The organism is Vibrio sp. Scap24 (assembly GCF_013394185.1).
In the GTDB taxonomy this organism is placed as follows: Bacteria; Pseudomonadota; Gammaproteobacteria; order Enterobacterales; family Vibrionaceae; genus Vibrio; species Vibrio pomeroyi.
This window is the reverse complement of the sequence record NZ_CP041332.1, coordinates 1,242,076-1,263,271: the sequence shown is the minus strand read 5'-3', so window position 1 is coordinate 1,263,271 and position 21,196 is coordinate 1,242,076. Positions and strand designations below refer to the sequence as shown.

General features: G+C 45.7%; 17 protein-coding genes. 8 read left to right on the top strand and 9 right to left on the bottom strand.

The features are described 5' to 3' along the window. The first annotated feature begins 16 nt into the window (after positions 1 to 16). Complete coding sequence (gene aceF, locus FLM53_RS05180) at positions 17 to 1,909, top strand: pyruvate dehydrogenase complex dihydrolipoyllysine-residue acetyltransferase (RefSeq protein WP_176680423.1); 1,893 nt, start codon at positions 17 to 19, stop codon at positions 1,907 to 1,909. A gap of 241 nt (positions 1,910 to 2,150) precedes the next feature. Further along, entirely contained in the window at positions 2,151 to 3,581 is a 1,431-nt protein-coding gene (gene lpdA / locus FLM53_RS05175) for a dihydrolipoyl dehydrogenase (protein ID WP_017630530.1), read from the top strand. 315 nt (positions 3,582 to 3,896) lie between these two features. On the opposite strand, the gene FLM53_RS05170 is transcribed toward lpdA, so the two are convergent. Beyond that, entirely contained in the window at positions 3,897 to 4,502 is a 606-nt protein-coding gene (locus tag FLM53_RS05170) for a LuxR/HapR/OpaR family quorum-sensing transcriptional regulator (protein ID WP_048664508.1), read from the bottom strand. 337 nt (positions 4,503 to 4,839) lie between these two features. On the opposite strand from FLM53_RS05170, the gene hpt reads away from it, so the two are divergent. Then, positions 4,840 to 5,370, top strand: a complete 531-nt coding sequence (gene hpt / locus FLM53_RS05165) for a hypoxanthine phosphoribosyltransferase (protein ID WP_017633235.1) — start codon at positions 4,840 to 4,842, stop codon at positions 5,368 to 5,370. A 74-nt stretch (positions 5,371 to 5,444) separates the two neighbouring features. On the opposite strand, the gene can is transcribed toward hpt, so the two are convergent. Beyond that, positions 5,445 to 6,113 carry a carbonate dehydratase gene (gene can, locus FLM53_RS05160; RefSeq protein ID WP_017633236.1) on the bottom strand — a complete coding sequence of 223 codons (669 nt, stop codon included), beginning with the start codon at positions 6,111 to 6,113 and terminating at the stop codon, positions 5,445 to 5,447. A gap of 286 nt (positions 6,114 to 6,399) precedes the next feature. Here can and FLM53_RS05155 point away from each other — a divergent pair, with 286 nt between their 5' ends. From FLM53_RS05155 to FLM53_RS05145, 3 genes are all read left to right on the top strand, one after another. Next, positions 6,400 to 8,031, top strand: a complete 1,632-nt coding sequence (locus tag FLM53_RS05155) for a SulP family inorganic anion transporter (RefSeq protein ID WP_176680925.1) — start codon at positions 6,400 to 6,402, stop codon at positions 8,029 to 8,031. Positions 8,032 to 8,345: 314 nt separating this feature from the next. Further along, positions 8,346 to 9,263 carry an ABC transporter ATP-binding protein gene (locus FLM53_RS05150; RefSeq protein ID WP_176680422.1) on the top strand — a complete coding sequence of 306 codons (918 nt, stop codon included), beginning with the start codon at positions 8,346 to 8,348 and terminating at the stop codon, positions 9,261 to 9,263. A gap of 1 nt (position 9,264) precedes the next feature. Continuing rightward, a complete protein-coding gene (locus tag FLM53_RS05145) occupies positions 9,265 to 10,035 on the top strand; it encodes an ABC transporter permease (protein ID WP_176680421.1) in 771 nt (256 codons plus the stop codon). A 122-nt stretch (positions 10,036 to 10,157) separates the two neighbouring features. Here the strand turns inward: FLM53_RS05145 and panC are convergent, their stop codons facing one another. The 7 genes from panC to sfsA form a co-directional block, all read right to left on the bottom strand. Beyond that, entirely contained in the window at positions 10,158 to 11,048 is an 891-nt protein-coding gene (gene panC / locus FLM53_RS05140) for a pantoate--beta-alanine ligase (RefSeq protein ID WP_086048786.1), read from the bottom strand. Positions 11,049 to 11,056: 8 nt separating this feature from the next. Beyond that, positions 11,057 to 11,851, bottom strand: coding sequence for a 3-methyl-2-oxobutanoate hydroxymethyltransferase (gene panB / locus FLM53_RS05135; protein ID WP_176680420.1), 795 nt, complete (start codon positions 11,849 to 11,851; stop codon positions 11,057 to 11,059). A gap of 22 nt (positions 11,852 to 11,873) precedes the next feature. Continuing rightward, positions 11,874 to 12,359 carry a 2-amino-4-hydroxy-6-hydroxymethyldihydropteridine diphosphokinase gene (gene folK / locus FLM53_RS05130; protein WP_048664512.1) on the bottom strand — a complete coding sequence of 162 codons (486 nt, stop codon included), beginning with the start codon at positions 12,357 to 12,359 and terminating at the stop codon, positions 11,874 to 11,876. Then, complete coding sequence (gene pcnB, locus FLM53_RS05125; protein WP_176680419.1) at positions 12,356 to 13,711, bottom strand: polynucleotide adenylyltransferase PcnB; 1,356 nt, start codon at positions 13,709 to 13,711, stop codon at positions 12,356 to 12,358. Before pcnB ends, folK begins: the two co-directional genes overlap by 4 nt. A 183-nt stretch (positions 13,712 to 13,894) precedes the next feature. Beyond that, entirely contained in the window at positions 13,895 to 14,770 is an 876-nt protein-coding gene (gene gluQRS / locus FLM53_RS05120; protein ID WP_176680418.1) for a tRNA glutamyl-Q(34) synthetase GluQRS, read from the bottom strand. Between the two features lie 146 nt (positions 14,771 to 14,916). Continuing rightward, the gene (gene dksA / locus FLM53_RS05115) at positions 14,917 to 15,363 is read right to left on the bottom strand and encodes an RNA polymerase-binding protein DksA (protein WP_004738189.1); all 447 of its coding nucleotides are present in this window, start codon (positions 15,361 to 15,363) and stop codon (positions 14,917 to 14,919) included. 135 nt (positions 15,364 to 15,498) lie between these two features. Then, positions 15,499 to 16,242 carry a DNA/RNA nuclease SfsA gene (sfsA, locus tag FLM53_RS05110; RefSeq protein WP_176680417.1) on the bottom strand — a complete coding sequence of 248 codons (744 nt, stop codon included), beginning with the start codon at positions 16,240 to 16,242 and terminating at the stop codon, positions 15,499 to 15,501. Positions 16,243 to 16,336: 94 nt separating this feature from the next. Here sfsA and hrpB point away from each other — a divergent pair, with 94 nt between their 5' ends. Together hrpB and mrcB are read left to right on the top strand one after the other, a co-directional pair. After that, a complete protein-coding gene (gene hrpB / locus FLM53_RS05105) occupies positions 16,337 to 18,775 on the top strand; it encodes an ATP-dependent helicase HrpB (protein WP_256099353.1) in 2,439 nt (812 codons plus the stop codon). Next, positions 18,772 to 21,171, top strand: a complete 2,400-nt coding sequence (mrcB, locus tag FLM53_RS05100) for a penicillin-binding protein 1B (protein ID WP_176680415.1) — start codon at positions 18,772 to 18,774, stop codon at positions 21,169 to 21,171. Before hrpB ends, mrcB begins: the two co-directional genes overlap by 4 nt. Positions 21,172 to 21,196 lie beyond the last annotated feature (25 nt).

The following is a 21,196-nucleotide window of genomic DNA, read 5'->3' as shown; positions in this document are numbered from 1 at the left end:
AAGGTAGGTAAATACAATGACAATCGAAATTAATGTACCAGACATCGGTGCTGACGAGGTTGAAGTAACTGAGATTCTTGTAAACGTTGGCGACAAGGTTGAAGAAGAGCAGTCACTGATCACTGTTGAAGGCGACAAAGCTTCAATGGAAGTTCCAGCGTCTCAAGCGGGTATCGTTAAAGAAATCAAAGTAGCAGAAGGCGATTCTGTTTCTACTGGTTCTCTTATCATGATCTTCGAAGCGGAAGGTGCTGCAGCAGCACCGGCTGCGCCAGCAGTTGAAGCGGCGGCACCAGTTGCTGCAGCTCCTGCAGCGGCAGCTGAGCTTAAAGAAGTTCACGTACCAGATATCGGCGGTGATGAAGTTGAAGTAACTGAAATCATGGTTGCTATCGGTGATGCAGTAGAAGAAGAGCAATCTCTTCTTACTGTTGAAGGCGACAAGGCTTCAATGGAAGTTCCTGCACCATTCGCTGGTATCGTTAAAGAAATCAAGATCGCTTCTGGTGATTCAGTTTCTACTGGTTCTCTAGTAATGGTATTCGAAGTAGCTGGTTCAGCTCCTGCAGCAGCACCGGCTCCTTCGGCGGCAGCACCAGTTGCAGCGGCTCCAGCAGCATCTGCTGAGAAAGAAGTAAACGTTCCTGACATCGGCGGTGACGAAGTAGAAGTTACTGAAATCATGGTAGCGGTTGGCGATACAGTAGAAGAAGAGCAATCTCTAATTACTGTTGAAGGCGACAAAGCTTCAATGGAAGTTCCTGCACCATTCGCTGGTACAGTAAAAGAAATCAAGATTGCAGCTGGCGACAAAGTGTCAACTGGCTCTCTAATCATGACTTTCGTAGTTGAAGGCGCAGCGCCTGCTCCTGTTGCAGCACCTGCACAAGCAGCAGCTCCAGCGGCGGCACCTGCTCCTAAAGCAGAAGCACCTGCAGCGGCTCCAGCAGCAGCTGGCGACTTCCAAGAGAATGGTGACTACGCGCACGCTTCTCCAGTTGTTCGTCGTCTTGCTCGTGAGTTTGGCGTTAACCTTTCTAAGGTTAAAGGTACTGGTCGTAAGAGCCGTATCCTTAAAGAAGACGTTCAGTCTTACGTTAAAGATGCACTTAAGCGTCTAGAGTCTGGTGCAGCAGCATCCGGCAAAGGCGGCGACGGTTCTGCTCTTGGTCTACTACCATGGCCAAAAGTTGACTTCAGCAAGTTCGGCGAAACTGAAGTTCAGAAACTTTCTAAGATCAAGAAGATCTCTGGCGCAAACCTACACCGTAACTGGGTAATGATCCCTCACGTTACACAGTGGGATAACGCAGACATCACTGAGCTAGAAGCATTCCGTAAAGAACAGAACGCAATCGAAGCGAAGAAAGACACTGGCATGAAGATCACTCCACTTGTGTTCATCATGAAAGCTGTTGCTAAAGCGCTAGAAGCATTCCCAGCGTTTAACTCTTCTCTTTCTGAAGATGGCGAAAGCATCATTCTTAAGAAGTACGTAAACGTGGGTATCGCTGTTGATACACCAAACGGTCTAGTTGTTCCTGTATTCAAAGACGTGAACAAGAAAGGCATTTACGAGCTATCTGAAGAGCTAATGGCTGTTTCTAAGAAAGCACGTTCTGGTAAGCTAACAGCGGCAGACATGCAAGGCGGTTGTTTCACAATCTCTAGCCTTGGTGGTATTGGCGGTACTGCATTTACTCCAATCGTAAATGCGCCAGAAGTAGGTATCCTAGGTGTATCTAAGTCTGAAATTAAGCCAGTTTGGAACGGCAAAGAGTTCCAACCACGTCTACAGCTTCCACTGTCTCTATCATACGACCACCGTGTGATCGATGGTGCTGAAGGTGCACGTTTCATTACTTTCCTAAACAGCGCACTATCTGACATTCGTCGTCTAGTACTGTAATTGAGAAAGTAATTATTAAGGTGGCTTTCGGGTCACCTTAATTCTTTATATAAAGACTATTTTTAGAGAACAGTTTCCTGCATTTCTCATAAAGCGGAAGGGAATTGTTGTCTAGCTCACAGGCTAACTTAAAGCTACTTTCACACTGTTAACATCTCTGTAAAATGTTTCCTGTTTGAAAGCCCAATAATTTAAGAACATCTACTCAGCCTGTTAGGGATAATGACTACAAGAGGTCACAATGAGCAAAGAAATTAAAGCCCAAGTTGTTGTACTTGGTTCAGGTCCTGCTGGTTACTCAGCTGCATTCCGTTGTGCGGATTTAGGTCTAGAAACAGTACTAGTTGAACGTTACAGCACTCTTGGTGGTGTATGTCTAAACGTTGGTTGTATTCCATCAAAAGCGCTTCTTCACGTTTCTAAAGTAATCGAAGAAGCTAAAGCGATGGCAGAGCACGGCGTTGTATTCGGCGAGCCACAAACGGACATCAGCAAGATCCGTATCTGGAAAGAAAAAGTAGTAGACCAACTAACTGGCGGTCTTGGCGGTATGGCTAAGATGCGTAACGTAACTGTTGTTAACGGTTTCGGTAAGTTCACAGGTCCTAACAGCATTCTTGTTGAAGGCGAAGGCGAAGCAACAACTGTTAACTTCGACAACGCAATCATTGCTGCGGGTTCTCGCCCAATCAAGCTTCCTTTCATCCCACATGAAGACCCACGTATTTGGGATTCTACGGATGCACTTGAGCTAAACGAAGTTCCTGAAAAACTGCTTATCATGGGCGGTGGTATCATCGGTCTTGAAATGGGTACGGTTTACCACTCTCTAGGTTCTAAAGTAGACGTAGTTGAGATGTTCGACCAAGTTATCCCTGCTGCGGATAAAGACATCGTTAAAGTCTTCACTAAGCGCATTAAGAACAAGTTCAAGCTAATGCTTGAAACTAAAGTAACAGCTGTTGAAGCGAAAGAAGACGGTATCTACGTTTCAATGGAAGGCAAAAAAGCACCAGCTGAAGCTGAGCGCTACGATGCTGTTCTTGTTGCTATCGGTCGTGTTCCAAACGGTGCACTTATCGACGCTGAAAAAGCAGGTATCGAAGTTGATGAGCGCGGTTTCATCAATGTTGATAAGCAAATGCGTACAAACGTTCCTCACATCCACGCGATCGGTGACGTTGTTGGCCAACCAATGCTTGCTCACAAAGGTGTGCATGAAGGTCACGTAGCTGCTGAAGTTATCTCTGGTAAGAAGCACTACTTCGACCCTAAAGTAATCCCATCAATTGCGTACACTGAGCCAGAAGTTGCTTGGGTAGGTAAGACAGAGAAAGAAGCGAAAGCGGAAGGCCTAAACTACGAAGTTGCTACTTTCCCTTGGGCTGCTTCTGGTCGTGCAATCGCTTCTGACTGTGCAGACGGTATGACTAAGATGATCTTCGATAAAGATACTCATCGCGTAATCGGTGGTGCTGTTGTTGGTACTAACGGTGGTGAGCTTCTTGGTGAAATCGGCCTAGCAATCGAAATGGGTTGTGACGCAGAAGATATCGCTCTTACTATCCACGCTCACCCAACTCTACACGAGTCTGTTGGTCTAGCTGCGGAAGTATTCGAAGGTTCAATCACTGACCTTCCAAACAAAAAAGCTGTGAAAAAGAAGAAGTAATTCTTTCTTAGCCACTCGCTAATGTTTTTAAAAGCCGCTGATTCGTCAGCGGCTTTTTTATGTCTGAAGTAAGGAGCAGGAACGTTTCACTCCGAGATGCGAGTACGCTGCGCTCCGGGATACGAAGAGCGAATGCTAAAAACAAAAGGGTTGACCCATTAGGTCAACCCTTCACAATTCTTCTCGAATCTCGAATCTCGAATCTCGAATCTCGAATCTCGAATCTCGAATCTCGAATCTCGAATCTCGAATCTCGAATCTCGAATCTCGAATCTCGAATCTCGAATCTCGAATCTCGAATCTCGAATCTCGAATCTACTTATAGATGCACAGCATGTTTAGGTAGCTATCCGTTAAGCTTGAAAGCTCTTCAGGCGTTTCTACACGTTTCGCTTGAATGAATAGCGAGTAGCAGATGCCGTGGAATAGGTTCGCTAGATGCTTAGGATCGTGATCGTCGCAAACTTCGCCGCGTTCAATCGCTTTGCTAAACATGTTCTGTACTAACATTTGGTTAGTGCGGTTAGTCGTTACGAACAGAGGCCATACTTCATCACGAGTTGATGCGCTCCACTCGAACCATACGTTCAACCAATGGCTATCTTGAGCCACTAACGTCACCATTTCAGTCGCAATATTATGTAGGTTTTCTTTTGCGTGAATATCTAAGTCGATATTGTCTGAAAGGAAGTTAGAGAATTGGCGTACAACGTGATTCAGTACTTCATCAACCAGATCTTCACGGGTTGGGAAGTAGTTAAATACGGTCGCTACAGACACCTGAGCAATATCTGCAATGTCTGCGTGTCCACCACGGCCAATGCCACGGCGAGAGAAAACTTCAAGTGCAATTTCCATCAATTGAAGTTTTCTTTTTAGGGGTGAAAGCCTAGTTCTAGGTCTCTTAGAGATTGAGTCCATTTTGTTTTCCTTGCCAACGAATTTCTTATATTAATGATTTTATTATTATTTAAGCCAAGATGAGTGTAATGGTGCATATGCGAATGGTCAATCCTTTGAGCTTATTTAATAGACAGTTACATCAAACTTGATACATAAAGCGTGATCAGTATTGATGTGAAAGGAAGCGAGTATCGGACAAGGCATCAACGCGTATTATCGTTGATAATCTGACAGTAAATTTGAACCATAAGGTGGTGTGGGTATTTGAGCAGTGCTAGACTTACGCACAAATTGAGCGGCGCCGATGGCAGAACTGTCTACACTTGTCGCAATCACCAAATAAAATGAGAGCAGTATGAAGCATACAGTTGAAGTCATGATCTCTGAGCAAGAAGTTCAGGATCGAGTGAACGAACTAGGTAAACAGATCACGGAACACTACAAGGGTAGTGAAGATCTAGTTTTAGTTGGCTTATTACGTGGATCTTTTGTCTTTATGGCGGATCTTGCTCGTGCTATCGATTTAACTCACCAAGTTGATTTCATGACTGCGTCTAGCTACGGCAACGGCATGGAAAGCTCACGTGATGTTCGTATCTTGAAAGACTTGGATGATGATATCCAAGGTAAAGACGTTCTACTTGTAGAAGACATTATCGATACAGGTAACACACTGACGAAAGTGAAAGAGATTCTGAGCCTACGTGGTCCTAAATCTATCGAAATCTGTACGCTACTAGACAAGCCTTCTCGTCGTGAAGTGACAGTAGATACTAAGTGGATCGGTTTTGAAATCCCTGACGAGTTCGTTGTTGGTGTTGGTATCGACTACGCACAAAAATATCGTCACCTACCGTACATCGGTAAAGTTGTACCTCAAGAGTAATTATTACGCTTGTCGAATAGAAGTCATTAAAAAGCCCGCATCAAGCGGGCTTTTTGTATTTATAGCGAAATGGTCTAGCCTTGCTGGCTAAGAAGAGGCGTCGTTAAGATTTTATTCAATGCCTCTAAATGACTGTTCTCTAGGGTATCGTTACTTGAGCAACGTACGCCAAGGTCTTGTAACTTGCCATCGCCAATGCCGTAAACCACACCGTGTATTTCAACCTCTTGGCCTCGCTCCCATGCGTTTTGCATAATGGTTGAGTTACCTAGGTTATAAACCTGCTCTGCGACGTTAATCTCGCACAGTTTGTCACCCCACTGTTCACGAGGAAGCCCCTCGATCTGCTTACGGTATTTTAGGTAATTGTCGCGGATGTGAAGTAACCAGTTATTGATTAGGCCAAGTTTAGGATTATCAATTGCCGCGTTAACACCGCCACAACCGTAGTGACCACAAACAATAATGTGTTTAACTTTAAGTACATCAACCGCGTACTGCACAACAGACAGGCAGTTTAGGTCGGTATGAACCACTTGGTTAGCAACGTTTCGATGAACAAACAGTTCGCCAGAATACAAACCAGTGAGACGCTCGGCTGGTACACGGCTATCAGAACAGCCGATCCATAGGAAACCAGGGTTTTGACCCTCTTCAAGCGTTGTAAAATACTCTGGTCGCTCTGAACGAATTTCTTCAGACCATTTAGAGTTGTTTTCAAAAAGCTGTTTAATCTCTGGCATTTTGCGTCTTACATCCCTTAATTAAGAATCACAACTATACACAATGTTACAAATTCAATCTCGTAAAAACTGTGTCAATTAGTACTCATCTGACGTGTTCTAGTCGTTAAAATCATGAACTTAGCCTAGAAGCTATAATCCGGTTATAAGACATGAATAATGTGATTGAATTAACACTTTCTGAACACTTGATACATTTGTTAAAGTGATAAGGTTTGTCATTTCATCATCAGGAAGGTGTGTTTTGTTTGGAAGTCGTTTTACGGATATCAATCTCAAAGGGGATATGTTTGGCGGTGTGACTACAGCCATCATCTCACTGCCGTTAGCGTTGGCATTTGGTGTTGCTTCTGGGGCTGGCGCTGAAGCAGGCCTTTGGGGCGCGATTATGGTCGGCCTATTTGCCGCTTTGTTTGGCGGTTCAAGCAGCCTGATATCTGAGCCAACCGGCCCGATGACAGTGATCATGACAGCAGTAATGACGAGCATGGTCGCTAGATATCCTGAAACCGGAATGGCAATGACCTTCACCGTCGTGATGATGGCGGGTGCATTTCAAATACTACTTGGTACGTTAAAGCTCGGAAAATACGTTACTTTGATGCCATATAGCGTGATCTCCGGTTTTATGTCGGGTATTGGCGTTATTCTGATTATCTTACAACTCTCGCCACTACTCGGACACGCCGCCCCTTCTGGTGGAGTGATGGGCACGCTCTCTGAGCTTCCTGATACGCTAACAAATTTGAAAGTGAGCGAACTGTTTTTGGGTGCACTGACGCTCGGTATTCTCTTTGGCTTCCCAGCTAAGTACCGTAAGTATGTGCCCGCACAACTGGTCGCGTTAGTGGCTGTAACTCTGCTGTCTGTTATCTTCTTCGATACCGACTCTATTCGCCGCATTGGTGAAATCCCTGCAGGCCTACCTTCTCTTGTTATTCCTACTATCAGCGCTGAGCAGTTCACTACCATGGTTATCGATGCCTTAGTGCTTGGTACGTTGGGTTGTATTGATACGCTTTTGACTGCGGTTATTGGTGATTCACTGACTCGTAAAGAGCATGACTCTGATAAAGAGCTGCGAGGGCAGGGCATCGCCAATATGCTTTCAGGCCTGTTCGGCGCACTGCCTGGTGCGGGCGCGACTATGGGCACCGTAACCAATATTCAGGTTGGTGCGCGCTCTCCAGTCTCTGGTGTAATTCGTGCCTTAGTGTTAGCGCTAGTCGTTTTGGTTGCTGGTGGCTTAACCGAGCCCATTCCTATGGCGGTGTTAGCAGGTATTGCCATGTATGTAGGTTTCAACATCCTTGATTGGAGTTTCATTCAGCGTGCGCACAAGGTGAGTTATGCGGGCATGGGCGTGATGTATGGCGTAATGCTGCTAACCGTATTTGTTGACCTGATTATTGCTGTTGGACTTGGTGTCTTTATCTCGAATATTTTGATTATTGAAAGATTGAGCCGAGAGCAAGCGAGGCAAGTTAAGGCGATCAGTGATGGTGATGATGAAGACGATATCCCACTCACTGATAGTGAACGTCAGCTACTCGATAGCGCGAATGGTAAAGTTCTTTTCTTCTATCTTTCAGGGCCAATGATCTTCAGTGTTTCAAAGGCGATTTCGCGTCAGCACTCGAGCATCTCTGACTATGAAGCGATGATTCTAGATTTAACGGACGTTCCGATGATTGATGTAACCGTTGGTCTAGCGCTGGAGAATGCCATCAAGGATGCTCTAGATGCGCAGTGTGAGGTGTACTTGTTGTGTCCTAACGAGAATACACGTCAGCAACTTGAGAAATTCCATGTCATTGACTTGGTTCCAGAATCCAATACTTACCGATTCAGATACGAAGCGCTGACAGCTGCAACCAGTTATGTTGAAAGAGACGAGCACCAGTTTGAGTCAGTCTAAGCTTTAGCGATGAACTTATTTGATTAATCGATTCTTCATTTTATTCTGATAAAAATGCCGTTAAGCGAATGACTTGGCGGCATTTCTTATTTATCGAACACATTCATTTTCTCTAGTTAACTTAGAACCTCCACTGTTTTAAAAAGAAAGCACTAATCGATATTTGTATTAATCGTCAATCAACGATAAACTTGTTCGCAAAATGGCCGAGTAAACAAATCTTGGGTTAGCTTCAGCTAGTTCGTTTTACGTTTCACTCTCTTCCTCATGCTCGGTCATCAACATCTATCTATAGCAAATGGCAGTCTATCTCTATGTATGCATTAGAAATTGAGCAATTAAGAAAAACTTATGCTGGGGGCTTTGAAGCTCTTAAAGGCATTAGTTTACAAGTAGAAAAAGGCGACTTTTACGCACTACTTGGTCCAAATGGTGCGGGCAAGTCGACCACCATCGGTGTTATCTCATCACTGGTTAATAAGACTTCAGGCAAGGTTAAAGTGTTCGGCTACGACATTGATACTGATCTGGAGTTGGCGAAACAAAACCTAGGCTTAGTGCCTCAAGAGTTTAACTTTAACCCGTTCGAAACCGTAGAGCAGATCGTATTACAGCAAGCTGGTTACTACGGTGTGCCGAAAGCTCTTGCGAAAGACCGTGCGAAAAAGTATCTATCTCAACTCGATTTGTGGGGAAAACGTAGCGAACGTGCGCGTAACTTATCTGGTGGTATGAAGCGTCGTTTGATGATTGCTCGTGCACTGATGCATGAGCCACAGCTGCTGATTCTTGATGAGCCAACTGCAGGTGTCGATATTGAACTGCGTCGCTCTATGTGGGAATTCCTGAAAGAGATTAACGAGAAGCAGGGCATTACCATTATCTTGACCACGCACTACCTAGAAGAAGCGGAAATGCTGTGTCGCAATATCGGTATCATCAATCGTGGTGAGTTGATTGAGAACACAACCATGAAAGCGTTGCTAGGTAAGTTGAGTGCCGAAACCTTTATTCTGGACCTTGAAGAGGGTGCGACGGAACCTAAGCTAGAAGGCGTGAATAGCCAAGTGATGGTCAATGGCTCGCTCGAAATTGAAATCGACAAGAACCTCGGCTTGAATGCCATCTTTGCTCAGTTGAGTGAACAACAGGTGAAAGTCCTCTCTATGCGTAACAAAGCAAACCGTCTAGAAGAGCTATTCGTGAGTATTGTCCGTGAGGGGAGTAAATAATATGTACAGCCTATATTGGACAGCTTTCTGCAGCTTATTGACCAAAGAGATCAATCGCTTTACGCGTATCTGGGTGCAAACTCTAGTGCCGCCAGCGATTACCATGACACTTTACTTCATCATTTTCGGTAACCTGATTGGTGCGCGTATTGGTGAAATGAACGGCTTTAGCTACATGGAATACATTGTCCCGGGTTTGATCATGATGTCGGTGATCACCAACTCATATTCAAATGTCGCATCGTCGTTCTTTAGTGCTAAATTCCAAAAGAACATTGAAGAGCTGCTTGTAGCACCAGTACCTAACTATGTGATTATCGCTGGTTTTGTGATGGGTGGTGTCGTGCGTGGTTTGCTAGTCGGCACTATCGTAACCTTCGTATCACTGTTCTTTGTTGACCTACAAGTCGATCATTGGGGCGTGATCATTGCGACTGTATTTCTAACTTCAGTCGTGTTCTCACTGGGTGGCCTGATTAATGCTGTCTTTGCTCGCACGTTTGATGACATCTCGATTATCCCTACCTTTATCTTGACACCACTGACTTATCTTGGTGGTGTGTTCTACTCGATCAGTTTATTACCTGAGTTTTGGCAAGGTATATCGAAGCTGAACCCTATCGTGTACATGGTAAACGCGTTCAGATATGGTTTCTTGGGTGTGTCTGATGTGGGGATTGTGACGTCGTTTGGTGTGCTAGGTGTGTTTATCGTGCTGCTGTATGGCATCGCACATTACCTAGTGACGAAAGGTATCGGTTTACGCAGCTAACTCTTGATTCCCCTGAATTGCAGGCAAAGAAAAAGGTCGATATTACATCGACCTTTTTTATGTTCTGCATTTGTGTTTTTGCCTTGCGTTAGAAGCAGGTTTACGCAAAGAGAAGAACGCGATTACTCAGCCGTTTCTTCTTTCACTTCTTCTTTCGTTTCCGTTACCAAATCAAGAACTTGGTTGTCGATAAGACGAGTCTTACCTAGGAAAGCTGACATAAGAATCACTGCTTGAGTTGATTCTGAAGTGATGGCTTGCAGAGTCTTAGCATCACAAATGAAGATCTCATCTGGTTGCAGATCTGCTGCGCGAAGCTGGTCTGTTGCATCTTCAATCACTGATGCGTAATCATCGCGACCGCCACGAATTGCACTGCTGATCCAACGCATGGTGCGCGCTAGAACAGGAGCACGTTGACGCTCATCAATGGTGAGATTGCTATTACGAGAGCTCATTGCTAAACCGTCCATTTCACGAACCGTCGCGACACCCACAACTTCAATGTCTAACGCTAAGTCAGTCGTCATCTGGCGAATCACAGCAAGTTGCTGGAAATCTTTCTCGCCGAAGCATGCAAAATCTGGCTGAACGATGTTGAACAGTTTAGTGACAATTGTTGATACGCCGCGGAAGTGACCCGGACGAGAAGCACCTTCAAGCATGTGAGAGATTCCCGGGACTTCAACAAACGTCTGCTTGTCTAGTCCTTCTGGGTACATAACCTCTGGTGTTGGTGTAAATACCAGTTCAACACCTTCGCCTGTTAGTTTGCTTAAATCAGCTTCTAACGTACGAGGGTAGTTGTTTAGATCGTCAGCACGGTCAAACTGCATTGGGTTAACAAAGATGCTTACCACAACAATGTCAGCCAACTCGCGAGCTTTCTTTACCAGAGTTAAGTGGCCTTCATGCAGGTTTCCCATTGTCGGAACAAAAGCAACCGTACGTCCATCACGCTTAAACTGTTTAATCTGCTCACGAAGAGCCGCTATTTCAGCAAAAGTTTGCATACTTACTCCTAAGCGATTGTATGAGCTTCATCAGGGAAGCGCGCGCTCTCTACTTCTTCTTTGTATAGAGCTACTGCCTTACGCATATCACCTGTTTCAGCTAGGAAATTCTTAGAGAATTTCGGCATGTAATTCGCAGAAATACCGAACATGTCATGCATAACAAGGATCTGACCATCGGTAACGTTACCTGCGCCGATACCGATAACTGGTACGTCACAAGCTTCTGTAATTCGTTTTGCTAATGAAGCTGGTACACATTCAAGTAGAACGATTTGTGCGCCTGCGTTTTGCAATGCTAGAGCATCAGCAACCATTTTATCGGCTTGCTCGTCGTCACGGCCTTGAATCTTGTAACCACCAAAGATGTTCACAGACTGAGGCGTTAAGCCCAAGTGTGCACAAACTGGTACTGCACGCTCTGTTAGCATCTTCACAGTATCAACCAACCAGCTTCCGCCTTCGATTTTTACCATGTTCGCGCCAGCACGCATTAACGTTGCTGCGCTCTCACAAGCTTGCTCTGGAGTCGCGTAGCTCATGAAAGGCATGTCAGCCATAAGAAGACAGTTAGGGCTACCTGCACGCACTGAGCGCGTATGGTAAGCAATCTCTTCAACAGTAACTGGTAATGTGTCGTTATGGCCTTGTAGAACCATACCCAGTGAATCACCGACAAGCAGCACTGGCATTTCTTGGCTTTCGAATAATTGAGCAAAGCTCGCATCGTAAGCTGTCGAAGTCGCGAATTTACGGCCTTCAGTTTTGCATTTGATAAGGTCGTTAATGGTTACTTTTTTCATTGGTTTTCCTTAATGCGCTTGGCTATTGCTGCCAAACATTGAGCCCGTTCTTATCTACTATTTTGAGTAGTTCTGTCAGCTCAGTCCCATCAGGGAGTTGTAAACTTGGTGCGATTTCAGCAAGCGGGTAGAGTACAAACTCTCGTTCTTTCATTCCGTAATGAGGAACGATTAAGCGCTCTGAATCGATCACCTCATTGCCGTATAACACAATGTCGAGATCCAAGGTTCTTGGGCCCCAACGCTCGTCTTTACGGACGCGCCCTTGCTCTAGCTCGATTTTTTGAGTGCAATCAAGCAGTTCAATTGGCGTTAATTCGGTTTGGATTGCCACTACCGCATTGATGTAGTCTGGTTGATTTTGTGGCCCCATTGGAGTGCTACTATATAGCTGTGAGGTCGCAACAAACGTTGATCGCGGTAGGTTTTTTAGCGTTTCGATAGCCAAATTTGCTTGGCTAACTGGGTCGGCAAGGTTGCTGCCGACCGCAATGTAAGCAGTGATCATTCTGATTGCTTACTCTTTTTGTTTCGGTAAGTCTTACGGCGACGATTGCCTGACTTTGCTGGTGCTGCTACATCATTAGCCATGGCTTGGCGCATGTTGCGACCGGCTGTTTGGTAGCGCTCCCACCATTTCGCTAGATCTTTGGTTTCGCCACCTTCAATCTCACCACGCATTTCTAGGAAATCGTAGCCTGCACGGAACTTGTTTAGCTCCATTAGGCGAACGGCACGTTTACCGTTACGGCGAGGCAGTCGTAATTGCAGCTGCCAAACTTCACGAATGGTTGCTGTGTGACGACGAGGGATAGCAATAGATTTAACTTGTTGGTCAAGGATAATGTTGCTCGCTTCCATGATCGCATCGTAGTGCGCCATGCCTTGCTCTGCGACTAGCTTGTCTGCCAACTTGTTCATTGGGTACCAAAGAATCGCAGCAAACATAAACGCAGGGTTTACGCGTTTACCATCTTCGATACGAAGGTCAGTCGAGTCGAGTACCAAGTCAAGCATCTGTTCTGTGTGAGAGTCGTATTCTTCAGTGAAGAACTCAGCGATTGCAGGGAACATCTGTTGGAACAGGTTGTATTCACGCATCAGATGGTAGGTTTCTAAACCGTGGCCTGATTGAAGCAACTTCAGAGACTCTTCGTAAAGACGCGCTGCCGGGATATCTTTTAGGAGGTGTGCCAGCTCTTCGATTGGATCGGCTGTATCTTCTTCAATATCGAAATCCAGTTTAGCGGCGAAGCGCATTGCACGTAGCATACGTACTGGGTCTTCGCGGTAGCGTGTTTCTGGATCGCCGATTAGACGGATCAGTTTGTCTTCTAAATCTTCTACACCACCGGCGTAATCGTGGATGCTGTAGTCTGCAATGTTGTAGTACATCGCGTTGATTGTGAAATCGCGGCGCTCTGCATCTTCATCAACACTGCCGTATACGTTATCTCGTAGCAGCATGCCTTCTTTAGATTGTGCAGACACGTTTTTCGATGGCTCTTGATGGTGACCTCGGAAAGTGGCTACTTCAATGATGTCACGACCAAACATGATATGCGCCAAGCGGAAACGGCGACCGATAAGGCGACAGTTTCTGAAAAGGTTCTTGATTTGCTCTGGCGTTGCGTTGGTCGCAATATCAAAATCTTTTGGCTGAGAGCCTAATAGGATATCGCGTACACCACCACCGACTAAAAACGCGTCAAAACCCGCACCATTCAGGCGATATAACACTTTTAGTGCGTTGTCGCTGATCTGCTTGCGTGAAATATTGTGCTCTTGACGAGTATAAATATTCAGAGCCAATTCGTGGAATCCGCGTTGTTCGCTTGGGGTATTGTCGTTTGTATTCATTAGTTTAGAACAAAGTAGGTATCGCCAACTTTGTTTTTCTCTTAGTCCAAAGTGGTAGTGCAGAGTTTAATTGCGGCTAATAATAGCTTAGCGCGAGCCATTTGAGAACATCGTCTGCTTAACCACTGTGGTAGGTTATGGCATTTTTATGTGTCGTTTTTGCTATTTGCCGTGAATTTCGAGCTAATTACAGTGCTCTTTTTGTAAACTATCAGGTAACTGACTGACGTTCCATTGTTGGCAGCCCCACAATAAAATCTCATCGATTGAAGCCTCACAAATAGCCTTAGGAATAGCGAATCCTAAGAATTGCATGGCATTCAGTAGCGTTGGTTTTGGGTTGTCGAGATCGATGGCTGTGGCGTGGTTCTGTTTTGACAGTTTATTCCCCAAGCCATCGGTTGCCAATGGTAAGTGCAGGTAACTGACGGTTTTTTGCTTGAGTGTCTTATACAAACTGATTTGTCGACCTGTTGGTTCGATTAGGTCTGCGCCTCTAACAACTTCTGTCACCCCTTGGCCGATATCATCAAGGACAACTGCCAAGTTATAAGCAAACAATCCATCTCGACGTTTGATAATGAAATCTTCTTCCGCTAATGCCTTAGGTATCTGGATTGTACCGTGACGAACATCGTCAAACGACTCGACAGGGTAATCCATACACAAGCGTACTGCTTGCTCACCTGAATCAATCAAACCTGCGTGTCGGCAGTGACCATTATAGAAACCGCCTAAGGCTTTTATCTGTTTACGAGTGCATTGGCAGTAGTAGGCTTGTTTATCAGCGACCCATTGATCAATTTGAGCTTGATACATGTTGTGACGTTGGCTTTGATAGACAACTTCGCCATCCCAAAAGAGATGGTAAGCCTCAAGCGTCTTAAGAATCAGGTCTGCAGCTCCAGCCATTTCTCTTGGCGGATCTAGGTCTTCCATACGAACCAACCATTTTCCTTGGTTAGATTTTGCTTGGAAGTAGCTACCAAGAGCAGCAACAAGTGAGCCAAAATGAAGAGGACCTGACGGTGATGGTGCAAAGCGCCCGATATAATTCATGTGTGAATAACCTAATCTGGATGGTACCGCAGTAGCTGATTCTTAAGACGTTTAACTGTCGTAGTATTGCTTCAAACTCACGCTTCAACGCTGAGTTCACCAACAAAAAAGGGAGCCAAAGCTCCCTTTCTTTATATCTGCAAGAATTAACCTTGCATCTGTTTCTCTTTGATCTCTGCAAGTGTTTTACAGTCAATACAAAGGTCAGCAGTTGGACGAGCTTCAAGGCGACGAATGCCAATCTCGATACCGCAAGAATCACAGAAGCCGAAATCGTCTTCTTCGATCTTGTCTAGTGTCTTTTCAATTTTCTTGATTAGACGACGCTCACGGTCACGGTTGCGTAGCTCTAGGCTGAATTCTTCTTCTTGAGAAGCACGGTCAACTGGGTCTGGGAAATTCGCTGCTTCGTCCTGCATGTGGTGAACAGTACGATCAACTTCTTCCCTGAGCTGGTTGCGCCAAGCTGCTAAAATTTTTGTAAAATGTTCCGTTTGCTCAGGTGACATGTATTCTTCACCTGGCTTTTCTTGGTACGGTTCAACACCTGCGATGGCTAGGATGCCTAGCGCTTTTTTCTTAGATTCTGGCATACAGCATCTCCTATTTACACCTAGTCAACTGCAAAGCAGCTAATTTTAAGGCGGGTATCTATAGCAGAAAGAACGAATGGTGGCAAATACTCTTATTCAAACTTGCAATCAATGTGATTTGTTCAACATCTTTGTTCAGTTATTGATAAATTCAACAGATTGTTTTAGTTGTATTTGAGTACTGCTGAGCTCTGCTTTATAGCAAAGCACTTCAACTCCAGCGTCTTGTGCTTGTTTTAGTAATAACGAATATTTGGCGTCTATATGGTGTGCCGCAGACACTTTTTCAATACCTGAATGCAAAACAGTGAATAAAAGTACGGCTCTATTTCCAGATTCGACCATTTCTGTGAGTTCACGCAGATGTTTTTGGCCTCTGGTGGTGACCGCATCAGGGAAAAAACCTTGTCCTTCGGTTGACGCTTGTTGTTTAGTTGACACTTGTTGCTCGTCGAGCAAAGTGACGCTTTTTACTTCGATATAACAAGGCGGCTTTTCGTTATCTTCAAGCAGAATGTCAATTCGACTATTCTCGTTACCATACTTCACTTCGGTTCGTAACGCGTTATAACCTAAGAGTTCAACTATAGTCCCATTTTCAATTGCTTCCACCGCTAGCTGGTTTGCTCGCGCAGTATTTACACAAATACGGTGACCTTTATCTGTTTCTGAGATCTCCCAGCTGTTTGGGTACTTTCTTTTTGCGTTATCGGATGTTGAGTACCAAACGGTGTTGCCTGGGGTCGCACATCCTGTCATTGCGCCAGTGTTAGCACAGTGAATAGTACGCTCGCTGCCGTCTGGAAGTTTGATGTCAGTGAGAAAGCGTTTATAGCGTTTGATAAGAGTCGCTGACTCTAATGGCGGATTGAAGTGCATATTACTTATTTAGACGGGTAGGTTTTTATGTACAATGTTGCCAACATTACACCACAAGGTTCTCCCATTGCCACAACTGCCCATAGAAGCTGTGATGCCAGATCTGCTCGCTGGCGTAGAAACACACACTCAACTTATTCTAAAGGCCGCTCCCGGTGCAGGTAAGTCAACATTCTTCCCTTTACAGCTGGTTAAGACTAATGCCGTTCAAGGCAAAATTATCATGCTTGAGCCTAGGCGTTTGGCGGCAAGAAACATTGCGACTTACTTGGCGAGCCAGTTGGGAGAGAAGGTCGGGGAGAGCATAGGTTTTAGAGTTCGTGGTGAATCTAAAACCAGCAGTGCAACTCGCTTGGAGATCGTTACCGAAGGAATCATGACAAGAATGATCCAAACTGACCCTGAATTGATAGGGGTGGACATGGTGATCTTCGATGAGTTTCACGAACGCAGCATTCATGCCGATACCGCTTTGGCTTTTAGCCTAGAGATCCAAGAGGCGCTACGAGATGATCTGAAAGTGGTTGTGATGTCGGCAACGTTAGATCAACAAGCGCTGCAATCTTTATTGCCGAATGCCAAATATGTTGAATCTCAAGGTCGTACTTTTCCGGTCGACTTTCGTTATCAGCCTCTCAGTAGTAATGAATATTTAGCCCCTAAAATGGCGAATGTGATCCGTTCTTTGATGGAGAAGGAATCCGGTTCGTTGTTAGCATTCTTGCCTGGCGTTTCTGCAATTAAGCAGGTGGAGTCTCAACTAGAACAACTCTCTAGCGATATCGATGTGTGCCCTTTGTATGGTCAACTCAGTTTTCCTCAACAGCAGAAAGCGATAGCACCATCTGAGAAAGGGCGTCGAAAAGTGGTGTTGGCCACCAATATTGCTGAAACCTCTTTGACCATTGAGGGCATTCGGTTAGTGGTGGATTCTGGCCTTGAACGAGTCGCCAAGTTTGATTTGAAAACAGGTATCACCAAGCTTGAGCAAGTGAAAATCTCGCAGTCTTCCGCTGAGCAGCGTGCAGGCCGTGCAGGGCGAATTGAAGAGGGTCTATGTGTTCGCTTGTACAGCGAAACGCAGTTAATGCAGCAACCCGCTGTACCTGAGCCTGAAATTCTACATTCAGATCTCTCTTCGCTGGTGGCTGAGTTGACGCAGTGGGGCGCTGCAAATGCAGATGAGTTGCAATGGCTAGATATTCCGCCACAAGCTTCAGTTGAGCAAGCCAAGCAACTACTGCAAAGCCTTGAGCTATTAGATAGCAATGGCCAATTTACAGCGCTAGGTAAACAGGCTCAACGTTTAGGCCTTGAGCCACGTATCGCCAGCATGCTTATAAAAGCGCAAAAAGGCAGCCAAGCATTGCTGAATGCGGCGATTGTCGCCGCCGCTTTACTTGAAGAGCCTGAACGCAACGTCACCGATATTCAGCATTCATTACATCGCCTTAAGCAAAGAAAACATTCGAAAAACAGCGTGGTGATGCAGCGAGCGAAAAGTCTCGCCAGCAAACTCAATCATCACGTAGATTTGTCACAACTTGATGAATCATTGTTACCATTAGTGCTTTGTTTTGCATTCCCTGACCGAATAGCTCAAGCGAGAAGCGCAACAAGTAGTGCTTTCCTGCTTGCGAATGGTCACGGCGCTGAGGTTCGTGACGATGATCCATTGGCGAACAACGATTACATCGTGGTGATTGATTTGATGCGCAGCACAGGACGAGCCAGTCAGATTTTCTTGGCAACCGCCGTTGATATTGCACAGTTAGAAGAAGCATTTCCAAAACTCTTCGCCTGTTCAGATTATGCGGATTGGGATGAAAAACGTGGCCGTTTAGTTGCCGAGCAGCGAGTCTCTTTGGGCAAACTGATTATCAGTACCAAAGCGTTACCAGAGCCGAGTGCGAATCAGGCGAGCCAAGCGCTACTCAATTATATCGCTCGATGTGGGCTTGATCATTTACATTGGACGCCAGCGACTAAGCAGCTTGTTGAGCGTGTACGCTGCGCCCAGCTTTGGATGCCAGAGCATGATTGGCCTGCGATGGATAATGCTAGCTTAATGGAACATCTAGATACTTGGTTATCGCCGTATTTGAATGGCATTAAGTCAGCAAAAGGGTTGTCGAATGTTTCCATTGAACAAGCACTGTCGGCGTACCTTGGTTGGCCGTTGAATCAAGAAATCGACCAATGGTTACCGACGCATTACGTGATGCCTACAGGCAGTAAAAAAGCGATTCGATACCATTATCAATCGGAGCCTGTGATCTCGGTGCGAATGCAAGAAGTCTTTGGTGAGCAAGACTCACCATTGATAGCGCAAGGTCGTAAAAAAGTCGTACTTGAGTTACTTTCTCCAGCGCAGCGACCATTGCAAATCACTCAAGATTTAGCTGGCTTTTGGGCTGGCGCGTACAAAGAAGTACAAAAAGAGATGAAAGGCCGTTACCCAAAACACCCTTGGCCCGATGATCCTGCTAACCATGTAGCAACCACTAAAACCAAACGACAGTTGAACCGATGATGACCAAAATGTTAACGCCAAAAAAGGCACCACCTAAAAAAGCGCCAGCAAAGAAGTCACCAGCGACCAAAGCCAAGCCTCGAAAACCGAGAGCGGCTGCGAAGAAGACCAAACCAAGAGCCAAAAAAACGGGTAACCGAGGTTGGTTGAAGATCCTTTGGGGCATTGCGTGGAAAGCGGGCTTAGCCTTGGCGGCGCTGTTGTTGTTCGTCGGTATCTATCTAGATTCTGTGGTCAAGCAGCGCTTTGAAGGTCAATTGTTTGATTTGCCTACCGTTGTTTATGCTCGTGTGTTGGACCTGTCTCCGGGTACTGCGGTGAGTTTGACACAGGTTAAGAATGAACTGGATGTACTTAATTATCGTAAGGTGAATTCTCCTCGTCACCCGGGTGAGTACTCTTCTTCTTCAACCAAGATTGAGATGATCCGTCGTCCGTTCGAGTTTGTTGATGGGCCGGAAGCCGACCGTCACGTGATGTTGCACTTCAATGGCAATGAATTAACTCGAATCCAGTCGCTAGAGAAAAAAGGCGACATGGGTTATCTGCGTGTTGAACCGAAAATGCTGGGTATGCTTGAAAAAAGCAACGATGAGCAGCGACTGTTCTTAAAACGTAACCAATTCCCAGAAGTGATGGTTGATGCGCTACTGGCGACCGAAGACCGAAACTTCTACCAGCATGATGGGGTTTCGCCATTGGCGATTGCTCGTGCGATGGTGGTAAACGTTAAAGCCGGACGCACGGTACAAGGTGGTAGTACGCTGACTCAACAGTTGGCGAAGAACTTGTTCCTATCTAGTGAGCGCACTCTGTGGCGTAAGGTTCGTGAGGCCTACATCGCACTGATCTTGGATCATCGTTACAGCAAAGACCGTATCCTAGAAGCTTACCTAAACGAGGTTTACCTTGGTCAAAATGGCGGTCAAGCCATCCATGGTTTCGGCTTAGCATCTCGCTTGTACTTCGGTCAACCGATTCAAGAGCTGCGCATCGATCAGTTAGCATTGCTTGTTGGTATGGTGAAAGGGCCGTCGTATTACAATCCTGTTCGCTATCCTGAACGCGCTAAGACTCGACGAGATCTGGTTCTTCGCTTGTTGATGCAGCAAGATATTTTGACTCCGAGACAGTATGAAGAGGCAGCAAGCCGTGACTTGGATATTCAAGACAACCCGCGCATTGCCAGCCGACAGCCTGCTTACTTCCAACAGGTAAACATCGAGCTGAAAAAGTACGTTGGAGACCGATTTGAAGCTAAGAAAGGGATACGTGTGTTTACCTCTCTTGATCCGGTGTCTCAAGATAAGCTAGAGAAGTCGATTGCGCGTAAGGTACCAGATCTATCCAAAACTGCAGGTGACAAACTTGAAGCGGCTGCGATTGCTGTAGATAGAAATACTGGTGAAATCCGTGCGATGGTAGGGGGCAAGCGTACTGGCTACGATGGCTTTAACCGTGCCTTGAACGCAAGTCGCCCAATTGGTTCATTAGTCAAACCTGCAATCTATCTGACGGCATTAGAGCAGCCACAAAAGTACACGCTTGCGACGACTTTGATGGATACGCCACTCAGCTTGAAAGGCAGTAAAGGCAGCGTCTGGAGCCCGAGAAACTTCGATCGTAAGTTCCGCGGAGAGGTGCCTTTGTATGTGGCACTTTCGAAATCTTATAACGTGCCAACGGTTCGATTGGGAATGCAGTTAGGTATTGATAGTGTCTCAGATACGATTGGAAAACTGGGTGTCGATAAAAATGAGATTCGCCCAGTTCCATCGATGTTCTTGGGTTCATTCTCACTGACACCATTCCAAGTAGCACAGATGTACCAGACAATCACTAACTCTGGCCGTATCGCACCGCTGTCTGCGCTTCGTTCAGTGATTGATAATGATGGTGAGGTTCTATATCAATCAATCCCTCGCGTATCGCAAAGTGTTGACCAGCAAGCCGCTTGGCTAACAACCTATGCGATGAAACGTGGGGTGTCGGAAGGTACGGGTCGCTTCCTACAAGGTCAGTTTGCATGGGCAGGGTTAGCCGGTAAAACGGGCACCAGTAACGACAGTCGCGATAGTTGGTTTGTTGGGGTTGATGGTCGTGAAGTGACGACGATTTGGCTCGGGCGTGATGACAATAAACCGACTAAACTCACAGGTTCTAGCGGTGCGCTGCGTGTCTATGCCGATTACCTGAAGCAAAGAACACCAGAACAGTTATTGCTGCCTTGGCCGACAGGGATTGCGACCGCCAGCTTTACTCGAACTCCTGAAGGCGCGTTAGAGTTTGACTGTGATGGTACCGTTAAATTGCCAGTTTGGGATGAAGGCGGGAACATTAAAAAGGGCTGTGAAAGTCAACCAAAACAGTGGCTAAAGAAGCTTTTTCAGTGGTAAAGTCGTAACAGAAAACAATGACAAG